The sequence below is a fragment of the Methanobacterium formicicum DSM 3637 genome, from assembly GCF_000302455.1.
Classification (GTDB): Archaea; Methanobacteriota; Methanobacteria; order Methanobacteriales; family Methanobacteriaceae; genus Methanobacterium; species Methanobacterium formicicum_A.
In genome coordinates, this window is sequence record NZ_AMPO01000014.1 from 20,629 (window position 1) to 36,643 (window position 16,015).

The following is a 16,015-nucleotide window of genomic DNA, read 5'->3' on the forward strand; positions in this document are numbered from 1 at the left end:
CCTAAAGTATATATCTTGGTTTGACATTTATTAAATAAATAAGTAATGTAATATTTCACCTATTTCACCAAATTTAAGAGGAGTGATCTTTTGTATTTTGTAACTTCTGTTCAGGACTTGCAAGAACTTAATCCCTACATAATCATCGGCTGCGGTGGTGGTGGGGAAAAATTCTCTAATTTCAGCGGAATAGAATCCGTTGGTTTCATAGATGACAATGAGAAAAAACAGGGTAAAAAATTTTGTAATCATATTATTTCGTCCAGTTTAGAGGAAGTGGTGGGTAAAACCGATGCCCGTAGTGTAGCTATAATGTTACCTATCGGTGCGGAAGGATCTGCTCTTAAATATGCGGTTCAAGCTATTGATTTAGGTTTGAATGTAATTTGTTCTTTTAGATCTCTTTCCCTAGACTGTAATCAATCATTACTGGCTTTTGCTGAATCTAAAGGTGTACAAATAAAAGAAATAAGCTCACGCCTTGATGTGATAAAATCAATATTTGGTACTGCACCAGAAACCTGTACTGAAGTCCTCCCAAAGCTTGATTATAAACCGGAAGTACCGGTGGTTTTTGTGGGAGGTACATCGCAGGAATGTGGAAAAAGAACTACCACGCGTATCCTTGGAAAAACAGCATCTGAATATGGATTAAATGCTGGAGTTATATCCACGGATGAAATGGGCCTGGAGCAACCAGCTGACCTGAATTTCCGTGCCGGTAGTTTATCTGTAATGGATGTTGCCTCTGCAGTAATGGGTAGCATAAAATATGTTGAGGAACAAAAGAACCCTGACATCATATTTGTGGAAGGACAATCCAGCCTCACTGAAAGGGGAAATCCACATCCTAGGGGTTTATCAGCAGCTATACTTGTAGGGGCACAACCTGATGCCACCATTGTCTGTCACAGGTTCAACCATCCTTACCGCCAGCCTGTGGGAATAGCAGAAGAGATTCGAGCCATAGAGGCCGTAGAGCCAACCAAAGTAGTTGGTGTCTCTCTTAATCTGAGGAATTTCACTGAAAGCACGTCCAAAGATATTCTATTTTCCCAGTGTCAGGAAAAATATGGGCTTCCTGCTGCTGATATTTATCACGGTGGAGCGTCAATATTATTAGATGCGATAATTGAATATACAGGTATAGGGGACGTTGAAAAATGAAGGACATCATGGATTATTTGAAGAAAAATCTAGGATTGGAAGAAGAGGAAGGGAAAGAGGATCAGGAAACCATCATAGTCCCTGACCACTCGTTCTATGAGATAGTTTTAATGAAGGTCCATAACCTTGATGAATTTGATTATGCTCTGGCTCAAGTGTTAGAGGAAAAAAATCCAATTATAATGGACATAAGTATCCTGGAAAAGAATTCTTTGGATGATTTCAAATTAGCAGGAGAGAAATTAAAGGCTTTCCGGGATAATAATGGGGGAGAAGCTATCTTATTGTGTAAAAATGGTAGGAATATTATAATAGTTACTCCTGCAGAAATAAAACTAATCCGAAAGTGAAAAAACTATCCAAAAAAGTAAGTATAAAATAGGAAGTTACAATATTTTATTATATTTAATATAAGATTATAATATGATCAAATAGTAGGATTTGTTAACAATTAGGGGATATTAATAAGGATATGGGGAGATGTAATAAATGGAAATGCCCATAACCAAACCATCTATGGTTTCGTATGCTGACGAGCTGGATTTCTCGAAATTAATGGAGGATCTTGCCAGTGATAATAAAAACGGGTTTATTAGAGTTACTTCACGTTCAGAAGAAGGATATATTCTTTATAAAAATGGAAAACAGGTAGCTGCTTCTTTTGATAGGTTCTCTAAGCTAGAAGCACTTGAAAAAATAAGTTCTGCCCTGGGAGTTAAAAATACCTTAATTGAAGTATTTGATGTGGGCCCATCTCAGGTGGACTACCTCCTGGATCTCAACAAACCATACGCCTTTGATGCAGGGTCCAATGTCTACGATGTAATTGGTGAACTAAAAAAAACAGAAACTCCTGAGAAACCTCAAGAAGAAACTCAAGGGGAACCTCAAGAAGAATCAATATCTTCTGAAGAACCTGCAGAATCTATATATACTGAAGAACCTGCAGAGAAATTAATAGCTTCTAAAAAAGTTCTAGAGGAAGAGGCATCCTCTGGGAAAGATTCAAATGAAAAAATAGTTCCTGGAAATTCTGCAGCGGAGGAAATACCTCCAATACTTGAAGAATCAAGTAAAATAGAAACTACTGTTGATAATTCATCTGAAGGCGCAGTACTCGTAACTGAGGTTGTCAAGCCACCTGCTGATGAAAAAATTGATTCAGCTTTAAAAGAAGATTTATCATTAACCGAATCTATTAATGAGCCTAAAATGGATGAAATAAAATCTTCTAATACTCCTGTTGAAATGAGTGAATCTGAAGATTTGATACAGGATAATGTTCTCAAGCCACCGGTTACCGATGAAAAAGTAGAAACACCTTCAAAAGTTGAAGATTTCAAGTCCTCAAATGCTCCAAAAGAAGAGGATGAAGCAAAGCCTATTGATCGTTTGGAACTTCTGAAAAAGTATGGTATTAAAGATGTTCAAGATGATGATGTGGAAAACCTTCTACAATCCTATAAGGGCGGTATCATCGATGATGATGATGATGTAGAAAGAGTGGAATTAGTCCTGATGAACCTCATTAAAAAATCTGTACTGGGAATTCCTAAAATCAAAGGAACTGAAGTCATGGTTTTCCTTGATAATTACAAAGAACTAACTGGAACCATTAACATCATCACTGAATATGAAAGCCAGGGGTTCTTAAACAAAATTATGGGGCAGAGTAGAACTGCCACCAACCTTAGAAGGCAGATCATTAACATAGCAGAAATTGCCATTAAAAAGAGCTTCCGACAGTACCCTGAAGTTGTGGAAAAATTCGAGATTAATGTAGAATTCAGTTAAGATAACTTATAAAATATAGAATTTATTTAAGATAATTTATGAAATGTAAAATTTAAGATAATCTTATAAAAATTCGATTAAATATGATGGATTTAGATTTTAAGATGAAAAAAAGTTAAAGTGCAATATCTAGGAGGAATTTGATGACAAGAGTGATAACAGTTGCATCAGGGAAGGGCGGAGTTGGAAAAACAACTATCACTGCAAATTTAGGTGTAGCCCTGGCTACTTACGGAGAAGAGGTCATAGTTCTGGATGCAGATGTGGCCATGGCTAACCTGGAACTGATCCTGGGGATGGAAGGAAAATCAGTGACACTGCACGATGTACTCTCTGGAGATGCAGATGTTGAGGATGCTATTTACGAGGGGCCCGGTGGTGTTAAGGTGGTTCCTGCTGGAATATCATTGGAAGGTCTGCGTAAGATCAAAATGGACCGCCTGGAAAGCGCCCTGGAAATACTCATCGAAAGCGCGGATATTCTCCTTATTGATGCACCTGCCGGGCTGGAAAAGGATGCACTGGCCGCTATAGCCGCAGCCCAGGAAATGATACTTGTCACCACTCCAGAAGTGCCATCCATCAGTGACGCCCTTAAAACCAAAATAATAGCCAACCGACTGGGTGTGGATATTCTGGGGGTTGTCATCAACCGAGAACAGCACGATAAAACATTCCTCACCATCAGCGAGATTGAAACCATCCTGGAAGTACCAGTAATTGCTGTGATCCCTGAAGACAATGAAGTCAGCCGGGCAGCAGCATTCGGTGAACCATTAGTAGTTAAAAACCCTAAATCTCCCACCAGCAATGCTATCATGCAACTGGGAGCTGATCTCATTGGTGAAGAGTACCAGCCAATTGAACCAGACAAGAAAGGAGTTATATCCAAACTGGTGGAAGGACTGCTGGGAAGGAGATAAAAATTTTAATTTTTACTTTAAAGGAGTAATATGTCTAGATTTATTGCTCTAGCATCTGGAAAAGGAGGAGTGGGAAGAACATCCCTTACTTTTAACTTAGGAGTAGCCCTAAGTCTTTTCGGTGAAGAAGTGGTCATGCTGGATTTGGATCTCATGATGTCCAACATGGATGTAATCACCGGACTTCTAAATCCAGAAGTAACCCTGCACGACGTCCTAATGCGTGACAAGGCAGTTCAGGACTGTGTCTACCAGGTGAATCAGGGAGCACTGGTAATACCAACCGGAATGCACTTTGAAACCCTAAAAACCATTAACCCAAACTACGTATCCTGGAAAAGGATAATGGAAGAAATCTCATCCTATGGTAACATATTCCTCATGGATTTACCCTCCGGAATTAACTCCAACATATTCGAAGCTCTGCCTGAAGATACTGAAGCCATACTGGTCACTAATTCCACCATGCCTGCAGTTGCCGATGCTTTGAAGATCAGAATACTTTTAAATGAACTCAACATTGAAATACTTGGCTTTGTTTTAAACATGTGGTACGAGGACAATTTCCTGCTTTCAGTTAATGAAATAGAATCTATACTGGAAGTACCCATGATCTCTGTTATCTCCTATGACCGGGAGATGGATCGCTCCATAGCACTGGGAAGCTCAGTGATGGAGTTAAACCCTGCTTCCCCCATAAGTAATGAAATAATGCAACTGGCAGCAGACCTGGTTGGAAAAGAATACAAACCAGTTCAGCCCGATAATGAGGGGATCATGGAACGAATCAAGAAGTTTGTGGGTATATTACCCGAGAATAAATAACCCTGACTTCTTAAGACTTTCTTTTTAAAAATTACTCCGACCTCCTAACATTTTCTTTTTAAAAATAACCCAACTCTTCTCAAGACTTGATTTTTTAAAAAATGGAAAAAATTAAATAAAAAAATATAATTCTTCTTAAGAAACCATAGAACTTTTAAAAACCATAAGATGGTTTCTTCTTTTAGAAACCATAAAAATTGGCTGCATTCTTTTGGGATAACATTTCTATCTTTTCGTCATCCCAACCTGCCATTTTAAGTTGGTGGACAGTTTTAGGAACAGATAATGGGTCTGATGGGGATGAACTCATGTCACTATCCAGCATAAACTTTTCAGGACCGTATTCATCAAATGTTCCTTCCAAAAGTTCAACCGCTTCTTGGGGGGTCATTTTTTGTGGCTGCACTGTGATTCCCAGCATTCCCTCAAAATCCTCCAACAGGTCAATGATGGATGTATCCACATGGTCCACCACTACAAGGGACGGATCAATGCTACTGTGGATTATGGAGAGAGTTTTAATGGTAATTTCCCTTTTATTCCTTCGGGGAGTGTGCACAGCCACCTTCATATCCAGCTCATCGGCCATCTTAAGCTGGGTTCTGAACACTTCCCTTTCAATATTAGAAGCAGTTTCAAGACCAACTTCTCCAAGGGCAATCACTTCTTCCTGGTCCAGGAACCATGGCAGCTTTCGAAGTACCAGTTTGTAATCCTGACATATGCTCCGGGGGTGAAGCCCCAGAGCTGCTTTTAAGGTCAAACCATTACTTTTAGCCCTTTTAAAATCGTTATCCAGTATACGGTGGAAGTGGTCCAGTACAACTGCCGAAGTGGTCATCCTCATGGGATCATGAGCCAGTGTAAGAGCAGATTCTATCCCAGCAACAGCCATTGTCTCAAAGTCTTCGTAAGGCCTGCAATCAGCATGTATATGTGCGTCTATCATACCAGTTCAACTCCAACATCTTTCACGGTTTTCATCTGTATTGTTAACAATCCAGTTACTAAATCATCCAATGATTAATTATCTCAATCCACAATTTAATTATCTAAAATTAATTAAGAGGTTTAACCTTATAGTATTATGGAGTTTTATTATGGATTTTTTAAAATTCTATTTTTTGACACTACTGTAAATGTGTAATGGATGTAGAAATATCCAAAAAGCTACCTTGAAAAAATAATTAAAAAAAGAGTGAAATTAAGACATAAATTGTCTAAATGTCACTGAAATTTATCTTATTGAAGATTAAGTCATTAACTTTTCCTGGAACTTCAGATATCAACACACGGACCTGTTCCTGGCTGTCACGTTCCCGGATGGTTACTGTGTCATCTTCCAGGCTTTGATGGTCCACTGTAACTGCAAATGGTGTTCCTATCTCATCAGAACGAGCGTACCTTCGACCAATAGTTCCGGAAGTGTCTACTTCTGCTATTATGCCTTCGCTGCGTAGATTATTTCTTATCTTGTCGGATATTTCCACCAGTTCATCCTTGTTCAACAGTGGGAATACATTCACTCCAACCGGGGCAATATCTGCAGGGAAATGGAAAATATTCCTGTCATCTTCCTGGGTGAATGAGTGGAGGAGTACAGAGTATGTTATACGGTCAATACCATAAGATGGTTCGATAACATGAGGATATACCTTTTCACCCCTCACAGTTTCTTCAACCTCTTCAAATGATATAATATCAGGGGTTAACTGGTATGATTCACCATCTAATTCCAACTCATAAACACCATTTTCATCAAAAGCTTCCTTTATCAGGTTAGAATCAGCTTCCTTAAGGAAATTCAAAATTTTAGGTGCATTAGCCTTAAATAGGGGGCCAAATTTTTTCATATCTGGCTTTGCTGCCATTTTGGTAACAGTTCGTGGTTCATCATATTCTATGAACACTGATAGGTCTTCCTTACTGTACTGGCTGTGTGATTTAAGGTCGAAATCTGTTCTATCGGCGATTCCAATAACTTCAATCCAACCGTAACGGTCGGTGTAGATTTCCACATCCCAGCAGTCAATGGCGTAGTGTGCCATCTCGGTTTTCATGTGCTGCCGGAACCGGATAACATTTTCAGGTATTCCCAGTTCCTCCATGAACCTATCAGCCAAACATAACTGGTAAGTCAACATTTGACTGGATATCACACCTTTGTTGACTGCTTCTTCTGCTGTGATCTGTATGAATTCACCATCTTCCTCCTGGGCGGGGGCAGTGAACAGGGAAAGAACCTGCTGGGCCACATTCTGGAAATTGGGGTGGGTTTTATCACGGGGATCCACAAATATCTCTGCTTCAGCCTGGGTGAACTCCCTGAGGCGGATAACACCCTGTCGCGGTGAAATTTCATTACGGTAAGCTTTACCCAGCTGCACCACACCGAATGGAAGTTTACCACGGAAAAACCTTAAGAGTCTCTTGAATGGTATGAAAATGCCCTGGGCAGTTTCCGGCCTCATGTAACCTGTTTTTTTACCCTTAGCACCGATAAGGGTTTGAAACATGAGGTTGTAACTCCATACATGTGTTAAGTGGCCCCCACACTTGGGGCAGAGAATTTCCTGGTGGGATAATATTTCAGTGAGCTCCTGGTTTTTCAATCCTTCCACTTCTTCTCCAATGGCTTCTTTGATAACATGATCTGCCCTGAAGACTTCCAGACAATCTTTACATTCGGTCATGGGGTCGTTGAAGTGGTCCACGTGTCCTGAGGCTTTAAGTGCCTCTTCAGGCATGATGGTTGGCGATTCGATTTCGTAGAATCCTTCACCCACCAGGTAGTAATTTCTCCACTTGTTCATGATCTTATTTTTTAGAATTGCACCCAGAGGGCCGTAATCAAAGAATCCGGCCACTCCTGAGTAAATTTCAAATGATGACCACAAGAATCCTCTCTTCTTGGCAATATTCATAACATCTTCATTCTTCATTTATATCCTCTCAAATTTCCTCAAATTAGGATAATTTTTTAAATAGTATTAAATTAATTTTACCGTATTAAATTAAAGTAATTTTGTCTGTTTACGGTCCCTGATCTCATAATCCTGCTTGATTTTACTGGTAACCGGTTTATCCTGCCCCATATATTTACTATCCCTTTCTGGATGGCCGTAAGGACGTAAAGATGGGCTGGTCATGGTTTCAAATACTATCTGGCAGACCCTCTGGCCAGTGTAAAGGGCAACTGGCATTTTGCCAATGTTTGAAATTTCCAGGGTGATTTTCCCCTCAAATCCAGGGTCAATATAACCTGCAGTAACGTGCATGGTGATTCCCAGACGTCCCATTGAGGAACGCCCCTCCACACGTGCCACCAGATTATCAGGGAGTTTAACAGCTTCATAGGTTGTGGCCAGTGCAAATTCACCAGGATGTATGATAAATGCCTCTCCCTTATCCAGATGGAATGATTCCATGTATGATTCCAGGTCAGACTTGTCCAGGGGGTCAATGCATGGCTTTCTGATTATGCGAAAACCTTTAAATTCATTCCCAATCCTGAGGTCCACAGATGATGGTTGAATCTGCCGGGCTGGATCTTCCAACGGTTCTATGATAATTTTTCCTTCATCTAAATATTTTATGATATCCTGATCACTTAAAATAGCCATTTTATCCTCATTCTCCCTTTTTAGTTTCTGGTTATCATTATTTTTAGTTTAAGTTTACAATTTACACAGAAATTATTAACATGAGATTTTAAGGTCTATAAAATTATGGAATTATTAACCCTATTGAAATTGTTAAATAAACTATTCTGGATTATAACCACTTAAAATTATTTGGATTTTGATAAATTAAATTATTTCTAAACCAATTAAACTATTTATGAATATTAATTCTGAATATTAAATTTTATTCAACCCTCTCTTTAATCCTTCGAAACATTCCCCTAAGGGTGTGTGCTTCTCTTCCAGATATAAATGCTCTTCCCAGTACTCTCCTGAAGACCGTGGATGCATTCTTTTTTTTATGCGCTGGATAGTCCAGGTGATCCAGCACTTCATCCATACATTCAATTAAGCCCTGTTTTTCGGTTAAAGATGCTTCATCCAGGTCTTCCACAGGATAAGTTTTCTCAGTTTTAAACAGTTCGTAAAATATAATGGCCGCAGCATGGGTCACATTGAGGACTGGATAAGCATCATGGGTGGGAATTGAGACTACAACATCACAAAGTTCTAATTCCTTGTTAGTGAGACCATCACCCTCTCTTCCCATTATCAATGCAATATCTCCATTCACATTCAATGATTGGGCCAGATTATCAGGGGTTACTGCAATACGGGGGAGATTATAACTTCCACCCGCATTCCCGGTAGTTCCCACTGCAAAATCAATCTCTTTAATTTTGAGGAATTCTGCCAGGGAATCATATTCCTGGCGATTGGAGACGATTTCACGGGCGTGCATGGCCTTGTAATATGAATCATTTTCCAGTGGGCAGGGATTTATAAGCACCATCTGGTATAAACCGAAATTTTTCATGGTCCGTGCCAGGAACCCAATATTGCCAGGAGTTTCTGGCTCCACAAAAACCACATAAATCATGTATATCCCTAATCAATCCTTTTTTTTGTTTTAATCTGTTTAAAATTCTTTTTTTTAATTTTAACCTTTTTAATTTTATTCGGATATTTTTTTTAGAATTTTTTTAATCAGATTCTCTCACTTAATTTAATCTGGATTCGCTATTTGAATAATCTTTATCTGGTGTAAATCCAGTTTTCATTTTTCGTATGCCTTTTCCAGGAGTTTGAGTATGTTCATAACTTCCAGGTCCATCCCTTCCTTCTCCAGAGAAGCCCTGATGTTATTTTCACAGAATGGGCAAATGGTGATCACTGCATCCACGTCCAGTTTTTCTATCATCTTAGCCTTGGCACTGCCCAGTGCGGCTGCTATTTCTGGTTTACCAGATCTTACACCACCACCAGCGCCACAACACTGGTCAGGAACTTCCATCTCCACGAATTCAAGGCCCTTAATGTTTTCGAGAATCTTACGGGGTTCATCCCGAATGCCCTGACCCCTTACAAGGTGGCAGGGGTCGTGGTAGGTGACTTTCATGTCCACTGGTTTCATGTCTTCGGTGTTAAGTTTATCTGCCAGATATTCACTGATATCCATCACATTAAAGCTGGTACCGTACTGGGGGTAATCCTTTTTAAGGGTGGCTCCACAACCAGCACAGACAGTGATGATGGTATCGTAACCTTCAAAGGCCTTAGTATTCTTTTCAACCAGCTTTGCAACAGCATCAGTTTGCCCGGTTCGAATAAGGGGAGAACCACAGCAGACCTGTTGGCTGGGCACATCCACAATAACATCATGGTTATTTAAAACATCCAAAAGGGCCACCCCAATATCTGGGAGGCGGTAGTCCATTAAGCAGCCAGTGAAGAGTGCAATTTTTTCTTTCCCGTTATTTTTATCCTTATCGACTGCTTTTACGTTTTCTTTTACACTTTGAGAGTTAACTGCTTTTATGAAACCTTCCCTCATTGGCCCTTCAGTTGGGGGTTCTACTGATCTTCCAGTTTTTTCAATAAGCTCCCTAACTTCACGATGGGGTGGTAAGGGTCCAATACCCTCCTGACAGGCTATTTCCCTTAACTTTTCAATGGCTCCACCGAAGGTGTTTATTTCTTTAGGACAGACTTCCACACACTTAGAACAGGATGTGCAGCAGTAAAGTCCCTCATCAAATCCTTCTTCTGCCCGATCCAAGCAGTCCCTTGGATCCAGGGCAAACTTGGACAGGTAACGCATAAAATAGGGTCCTGCAAATTCATCATTAACCTTTAATACTGGACAGGCGGATAAACAGGAGTAACAGTCAATACAGCTCCTTAATTTCTTGGTGTTGGTAAGTTCTTCTGGATCTAAAACTGCAGGACACTCACTGATTCCGCACTCATCCTCCAGAAAAAGACCCATATCCTTCACTTTACTGTCCATTGTGCTCCTATCCACAACCAGGTCCTTAATAACCGGTAAATTGATAGGTTCGATTACATCTTCATCTTTTATTTCTCTTTTACATGCCAGGGCCATTTCTCCATTGACTTTAACAGCACAGGAACCACACTGACCCGCCCGACAGGAACAGCGGTAGGCAATATCAGCCTGATGATGCTGATTGATGTAGTTTAAAGCATCCAAGACTTTCATCTTCTCCTTCTTTTCAACAGAATAAGATTCAGGGTAGGGTTCTTCATCCTCTGAAGGCTGATAACGCATAACAGTTATATTTATCATTTCCATCTCCAATATGATTTAAATCTCTTTTTCGTTATTTAAATCTCTTTTAAATTTCTAAATCTTTTATGATTTTTAAATAGTGTTTAAATTTTAAAAAATTATATTTTCAGATTCTAATCTGTTTAACCTGTTTTTTTTAGTTTATACAACATTTAATCAGGATCCATCATAACTCAAATTTGGATTGAGATTAAAATAGAATCAATAATATTAGGCATTATTCCTATAAAAAATTATTATAAAAAATATATGTTTTCTGAAATTTACAGAAAATCATTTAAAAAATATTGTTATAAAAATGATTGTCATTGTTATAAAAATGATTGTCATTGTTATAAAAATGATTGTATCAAGCTAAATCCACTTTGATAAATTTTGTGGGACTGTTAATTTAAATCCTTCACCAAAAACCAGTAAATAGCCAGTTCATTTTCAAATTTCTTATAATCAGGGTAAGTTAGGGAAACCAGATTCCAGTAGTGTTTGTCATGTTTTCTTACCTTGATATGACACACTTCATGGTGCACCACATATCTGATGAGGCTTTCCGGTAAGTATCTAAGGCGAGTATTAAAGTTCACATTTCCTGATGAACTACAACTTCCCCAACGGGTTTTCATACGGCGGAAAGTCACATTATTCACCGGTGAACCCATTTCACTGGATATTTCAGCCACCAGTAACTTAACCAGTTCCCGGAATTCGTGTTCACTGCGAGTTAAATCCAGTTTTCTGTTTTCAGACTCTTTTTTCAACGTATTTATCCGTGATATTTTCTGATAAACCCATTTTTCATGTTTTCGAATTAGACCCTGATAATCTTCAGCTCCAATTGGCATGATAAGGTTGAGATCACCGTTTTTAATCTCTAAACGGGCATATTTCACTTTCCTGTGGAAAACATGGCACTGGACCTCAATGTCCTGAATTTTAATCTTCATCAGAGTTAATTATAATACAACCTTCAAATAATCTTTTATCCGGAATTATTTCTTGTCCAGAAATAGTGAGTTTTAGTCTTTAGGAAGATCTTCACTCTTTTAATTTAGTTTTACTATTTTAATTTAGTTTTTCACTTTCCAATCCGATCATCACTAACTCAATTATACCTAGTAGAATCAATTTAAAAAAACCTAAATCTAAATATAGCAGATATTCAAACTTAATATAAGAATCTATATATTTTTTCATATAGCTATTCTAACCTTATAATTCAATATATCTGTATTTAACTGCTTAATTGGATATTAACCATTAGATGTATTAAACATCATTTTATCTTCAAGGAAGTATACCATGAACATTAAAGAAATACTCACAGGACAGGAAAAGGATAAACTGTTTTTAATGGGTAATGAAGCTGCAGTCCGTGGTGCCCTGGAAGCAGGTGTGTCTGTGGCCAGCACTTACCCTGGAACACCTTCTTCAGAGATTGGAAATGTATTATCAGTCCTTGCTGAAGATGCAGGGATGTATTTTGAGTTTTCAGTCAATGAAAAAGTAGCCCTGGAAGTAGCAGCAGCTGCTTCTGCCTCAGGACTAAGGTCATTCACCTTCATGAAACACGTGGGTGTTAACGTGGCTTCAGATTCATTAATGAGCGTTGCCTACACCGGTGTTCGGGGAGGGATGGTAATCCTCACTGCAGATGATCCATCCATGTTCTCATCCCAGAATGAACAGGATAACCGTCACTACGCTCGCCTGGCAAACATTCCACTCCTGGAAGCCTCCAGCCCCCAGGAAGTTAAGGATCTCATGAGATATGCCTACCAGCTATCTGAGGAATTTGAATTACCGGTTATTCTCCGCACCACCACCCGAGTTTCCCATATGAGGGGAATAGTGGAACTGGGTGCTTTAAATAAGCCTAAAACGAAGGGACACTTTGATAAAGATCCCCAGCGTTTTGTACCAGTACCGGAGTCTGCCCGGATAATGCACCGAAATCTGGTTGAAAAAATGTACCAGGTAGAAGTATTATCCAATAATTCCTCCTTAAATCAGCCCTTTGATAATGGAAGTCATGTGGGGATTATCACCAGTGGCAGTGCCTTCAACTATGTTATGGATGTGGTGGAAGAGTACAATTTACCGGTAAATATCCTTAAAATAGCCTTTTCATATCCTTTCCCTGAAAAAAAGGTCCTGGAATTTTTAGAAAATACAGAACGGGTTCTGGTGGTGGAGGAAGTTGACCCCATCATGGAAAAAGAAATACTGGCTATTGTAGGTAAACACCAGCTAAAATCAGTGATTCACGGTAAACTGGATGGAACACTGCCTGCGATATATGAATACAGTCCAGATATTGTTTTAGGGGGAGTGGGCAGGATGATGGGCTTGGAAATGCCAGTTGAAACCACATCAGATTCTCTTGAACTTCCCAAAAGACCACCAACGCTCTGTCCGGGCTGTCCGCATCGCGCCGCATATTTCGAGGTTAAAAAGGCAGCAGAGGATCTGAATCTGGATGATCTCGTATTTCCCAGTGATATAGGTTGCTACACTCTGGGTATAGAATCGCCCTATGAAATTGCAGATTATCTCTTATCAATGGGTTCATCTGTTGGAACCAGTTGCGGGTTTTCCAAGGCCACTGATCAAACCGTGGTAAGCTTCATAGGGGATTCAACCTTTTTCCATGCAGGAATACCACCACTCATCAACGCAGTGCACAACAAGAACCGTTTTGTCCTGGTGATCCTGGATAACCGCACCACCGCCATGACCGGTGGCCAGCCTAACCCTGGCCTCCCAGTGGATGGAATGGGATTGGAAGCGCCTGAAATATCCATACCAGATATTGTAAAAGCTTGTGGTGTGGAAATGGTGGAGACCATAAACCCCTTGAATGTCCGTAATTCAAAGGATATATTCAAAAAAGCACTCCAATTTGATAAAGTGGCAGTGGTAATATCCCAGTACCCCTGTATGTTAATCAAAGGTGGGACCCAGAAGGGTAAAAACATCATCATCGATGTCCAGGATGATAAATGCACGGGTTGTGATACCTGTGTCATGGAACTCACCTGTCCTGCTATCTACACCACTGATGAAGACAAAATCAGAATTGACCCATTAATGTGCAGGAAATGCAATGTATGCGTTCAAACATGTCCGGAGAAGGCTATAAGGGCTAAAAGGATTGATAGTAACAGGGGAGAGGAGGAATAACAATGAACCCTTACAATATTTACATTTCAGGAGTTGGTGGTCAGGGAATCATCAAAACCTCGGTTATCATGGGGGAAGCAGCCATGAAAAGTGATTTGTCCGTGGTAGTGGGTGAAATCCATGGAATGTCCCAGAGAGGCGGAGTGGTGTCCACCCAGATGAAGATTGGAGATTCAAGGAGCCCCATCATTGAAGAAGGGAAAGCAGACCTATTACTGGCATTTGAGCCACTGGAAGCACTCAGGGCAGTTAACATGATAAATAAAGAAAGTTACGTGGTTACGAATACTTCATCAATTTATCCGTTTAACATCCGCCAAAGTGAACATCCTTACCCTGAACTATCCATCCTACTGGATGAACTGGGGGACCATGCAAAGAAGGTTATTGCCCTGGATGCGGATGGAATAGCCAAGGACGCTGGTCACATCTTGGCGGTGAACATGGTGATGTTAGGTGCTGCAGCAGCGGTTCCAGGATTTCCAGTGGATAAGCAAATCATAATAGAATCAATGAAGAATAATTTACCTGAGAAGAGTATTCCCATAAATTTGAAGGCATTTGAGGAAGGATTCAGGGTTTGTTCTTCCAACATTTATGCAGAGGGTTGACTTAAACTCACAGAAAATATTTTTTTGGTATTAATATTTTTTTTATTTTCTTAAAAATTAGAAATTAATGGAAAAATAATTTCATATAATCTGGTATAAAAATTATAATAAGATAAATTTATTATAATCTGATGATCAGTGGGTGAATTGGATATGGGTTCATTTAATGAATGTATGCAGGAATATAGAAAACTGTTGGAGAAGGGTTGTATTCAGGAGGCTTATGGGGGCTTAATGAGATATATAATGGATTTGAGAGTTTATTTTAAAAATAAATATCCCCAATATTTTGTGTCAGGTATTTATCAGGGGTATATGGATATGACTTATTTTTCTTTCTCCCCAGAATCATTAAAAAGCCGAAAATTGAAAATTGCCATAGTCTTTGTTCATGAAACATTTAGGTTTGAAGTTTGGTTAGCAGGATACAATAAAAACGTTCAAAACAAATACTGGAAACTGTTTAAAGAAATGGATTGGAATAAATACCATATTCCACCAACTACAAAAGGTGTGGACTCTATTATAGAACATATTTTAGTTGAAAATCCTGATTTTAGTGATTTGGATAGTTTAACAAAGCAAATAGAGACTGGAACATTGGAATTTATTAATGATGTTGAGAATTTCTTAGTACAATAGGATAGTTCTAAGATTCTTATTAAAATAAGGAACATAAGAAGAAAAATCAAACATAATGAATGTCGGAAATTAATATAGGAAATTAAAATTAGAAATCGCAACTAAAAAAAATTATAAAATAAAAAAATGAACAAAAATTATGTTATGTTTACCAGTTGTAAACATCTTCTGGGGGGATCACGATTGCCCCACCCTTTTTAAGGACTTCTATCCCTGCATCAATATCCTCTGGATGGAGCAGGACAATGGCTCTTTCTTCTTTTTCATCCACAAAGGCATAGAGATAATCCAGGTTTATGTTTGAGTCGTCCAGTATTCCCAGGATGGTGCCCAGTCCTCCTGGCTGGTCTGACATCTGCACAGCAATAACATAGCCCATCTTAACCACGAAATTGTTTTCCTCCAGGATTTCTTTGGCCTTATAAGGTTCAGGTACAATCAATCTTAAAATACCGAAGTCTGATGTATCAGCAATGGACAGTGCCCTGATATTGAACCCTGCATCAGCCAGAACATCCAGTGCATTCCTCATTCTACCCTTCTTATTTTCCAGGAATATTGATAACTGTTCTATTTTCACTTTTAATTCCCCCTTATAAT

At 39.2% G+C, this 16,015-nt stretch carries 15 protein-coding genes; 8 read left to right on the top strand and 7 right to left on the bottom strand.

The window, feature by feature from the left end:
• Window positions 1–90 precede the first annotated feature (90 nt).
• The 5 genes from A994_RS12420 to minD (A994_RS12440) all read left to right on the top strand — a co-directional run bounded on the left by A994_RS12420 (window position 91) and on the right by minD (A994_RS12440) (window position 4,709).
• Window positions 91–1,167: a DUF1611 domain-containing protein gene (locus A994_RS12420; RefSeq protein WP_004032017.1), complete on the top strand. Its 1,077-nt coding sequence runs from the start codon at window positions 91–93 to the stop codon at window positions 1,165–1,167.
• Window positions 1,164–1,517: a cell division protein SepF gene (gene sepF / locus A994_RS12425; RefSeq protein WP_004032018.1), complete on the top strand. Its 354-nt coding sequence runs from the start codon at window positions 1,164–1,166 to the stop codon at window positions 1,515–1,517. Before A994_RS12420 ends, sepF begins: the two co-directional genes overlap by 4 nt.
• Before the next feature lie 139 nt (window positions 1,518–1,656).
• Window positions 1,657–2,961, top strand: coding sequence for a DUF2226 domain-containing protein (locus A994_RS12430; protein ID WP_004032019.1), 1,305 nt, complete (start codon window positions 1,657–1,659; stop codon window positions 2,959–2,961).
• 143 nt (window positions 2,962–3,104) lie between these two features.
• Window positions 3,105–3,884, top strand: coding sequence for a cell division ATPase MinD (gene minD, locus A994_RS12435; RefSeq protein ID WP_004032020.1), 780 nt, complete (start codon window positions 3,105–3,107; stop codon window positions 3,882–3,884).
• A 30-nt stretch (window positions 3,885–3,914) separates the two neighbouring features.
• On the top strand, window positions 3,915–4,709 hold the full coding sequence (minD, locus tag A994_RS12440) for a cell division ATPase MinD (protein WP_004032021.1): 795 nt from the start codon (window positions 3,915–3,917) through the stop codon (window positions 4,707–4,709).
• Window positions 4,710–4,890: 181 nt separating this feature from the next.
• On the opposite strand, the gene A994_RS12445 is transcribed toward minD (A994_RS12440), so the two are convergent.
• The 6 genes from A994_RS12445 to A994_RS12470 all read right to left on the bottom strand — a co-directional run bounded on the left by A994_RS12445 (window position 4,891) and on the right by A994_RS12470 (window position 11,926).
• Window positions 4,891–5,658, bottom strand: coding sequence for a TatD family hydrolase (locus A994_RS12445; RefSeq protein ID WP_004032022.1), 768 nt, complete (start codon window positions 5,656–5,658; stop codon window positions 4,891–4,893).
• Window positions 5,659–5,929: 271 nt separating this feature from the next.
• On the bottom strand, window positions 5,930–7,651 hold the full coding sequence (gene glyS, locus A994_RS12450; protein ID WP_004032023.1) for a glycine--tRNA ligase: 1,722 nt from the start codon (window positions 7,649–7,651) through the stop codon (window positions 5,930–5,932).
• A 72-nt stretch (window positions 7,652–7,723) separates the two neighbouring features.
• Entirely contained in the window at window positions 7,724–8,332 is a 609-nt protein-coding gene (dcd, locus tag A994_RS12455; protein ID WP_004032024.1) for a dCTP deaminase, read from the bottom strand.
• Between the two features lie 244 nt (window positions 8,333–8,576).
• On the bottom strand, window positions 8,577–9,272 hold the full coding sequence (locus A994_RS12460) for an RNA methyltransferase (RefSeq protein ID WP_004032025.1): 696 nt from the start codon (window positions 9,270–9,272) through the stop codon (window positions 8,577–8,579).
• Between the two features lie 177 nt (window positions 9,273–9,449).
• Window positions 9,450–10,982 carry a fumarate reductase (CoM/CoB) subunit TfrB gene (tfrB, locus tag A994_RS12465; RefSeq protein WP_004032026.1) on the bottom strand — a complete coding sequence of 511 codons (1,533 nt, stop codon included), beginning with the start codon at window positions 10,980–10,982 and terminating at the stop codon, window positions 9,450–9,452.
• 389 nt (window positions 10,983–11,371) lie between these two features.
• Entirely contained in the window at window positions 11,372–11,926 is a 555-nt protein-coding gene (locus A994_RS12470; RefSeq protein WP_004032027.1) for a M48 metallopeptidase family protein, read from the bottom strand.
• Between the two features lie 355 nt (window positions 11,927–12,281).
• Here A994_RS12470 and iorA point away from each other — a divergent pair, with 355 nt between their 5' ends.
• From iorA to A994_RS12485, 3 genes are all read left to right on the top strand, one after another.
• Entirely contained in the window at window positions 12,282–14,162 is a 1,881-nt protein-coding gene (iorA, locus tag A994_RS12475; protein WP_004032028.1) for an indolepyruvate ferredoxin oxidoreductase subunit alpha, read from the top strand.
• 2 nt (window positions 14,163–14,164) lie between these two features.
• Entirely contained in the window at window positions 14,165–14,773 is a 609-nt protein-coding gene (locus A994_RS12480) for an indolepyruvate oxidoreductase subunit beta (protein ID WP_004032029.1), read from the top strand.
• A gap of 138 nt (window positions 14,774–14,911) precedes the next feature.
• The gene (locus A994_RS12485; protein WP_237739755.1) at window positions 14,912–15,415 is read left to right on the top strand and encodes a DUF7000 family protein; all 504 of its coding nucleotides are present in this window, start codon (window positions 14,912–14,914) and stop codon (window positions 15,413–15,415) included.
• A 148-nt stretch (window positions 15,416–15,563) separates the two neighbouring features.
• On the opposite strand, the gene A994_RS12490 is transcribed toward A994_RS12485, so the two are convergent.
• Window positions 15,564–15,995 carry an ACT domain-containing protein gene (locus tag A994_RS12490; protein ID WP_004032031.1) on the bottom strand — a complete coding sequence of 144 codons (432 nt, stop codon included), beginning with the start codon at window positions 15,993–15,995 and terminating at the stop codon, window positions 15,564–15,566.
• Window positions 15,996–16,015 lie beyond the last annotated feature (20 nt).

Excerpts from the sequence above, each read along its gene's own strand:
- sepF (WP_004032018.1), top strand. The coding sequence starts at position 1,164 with ATGAAGGACATCATGGATTATTTGAAGAAAAATCTAGGATTGGAAGAA.
- A994_RS12430 (WP_004032019.1), top strand. The coding sequence starts at position 1,657 with ATGGAAATGCCCATAACCAAACCATCTATGGTTTCGTATGCTGACGAG.
- minD (WP_004032020.1), top strand. The coding sequence starts at position 3,105 with ATGACAAGAGTGATAACAGTTGCATCAGGGAAGGGCGGAGTTGGAAAA.
- minD (WP_004032021.1), top strand. The coding sequence starts at position 3,915 with ATGTCTAGATTTATTGCTCTAGCATCTGGAAAAGGAGGAGTGGGAAGA.
- A994_RS12445 (WP_004032022.1), bottom strand. The coding sequence starts at position 5,658 with ATGATAGACGCACATATACATGCTGATTGCAGGCCTTACGAAGACTTT.
- glyS (WP_004032023.1), bottom strand. The coding sequence starts at position 7,651 with ATGAAGAATGAAGATGTTATGAATATTGCCAAGAAGAGAGGATTCTTG.
- dcd (WP_004032024.1), bottom strand. The coding sequence starts at position 8,332 with ATGGCTATTTTAAGTGATCAGGATATCATAAAATATTTAGATGAAGGA.
- A994_RS12460 (WP_004032025.1), bottom strand. The coding sequence starts at position 9,272 with ATGATTTATGTGGTTTTTGTGGAGCCAGAAACTCCTGGCAATATTGGG.
- tfrB (WP_004032026.1), bottom strand. The coding sequence starts at position 10,982 with ATGATAAATATAACTGTTATGCGTTATCAGCCTTCAGAGGATGAAGAA.
- A994_RS12470 (WP_004032027.1), bottom strand. The coding sequence starts at position 11,926 with ATGAAGATTAAAATTCAGGACATTGAGGTCCAGTGCCATGTTTTCCAC.
- iorA (WP_004032028.1), top strand. The coding sequence starts at position 12,282 with ATGAACATTAAAGAAATACTCACAGGACAGGAAAAGGATAAACTGTTT.
- A994_RS12480 (WP_004032029.1), top strand. The coding sequence starts at position 14,165 with ATGAACCCTTACAATATTTACATTTCAGGAGTTGGTGGTCAGGGAATC.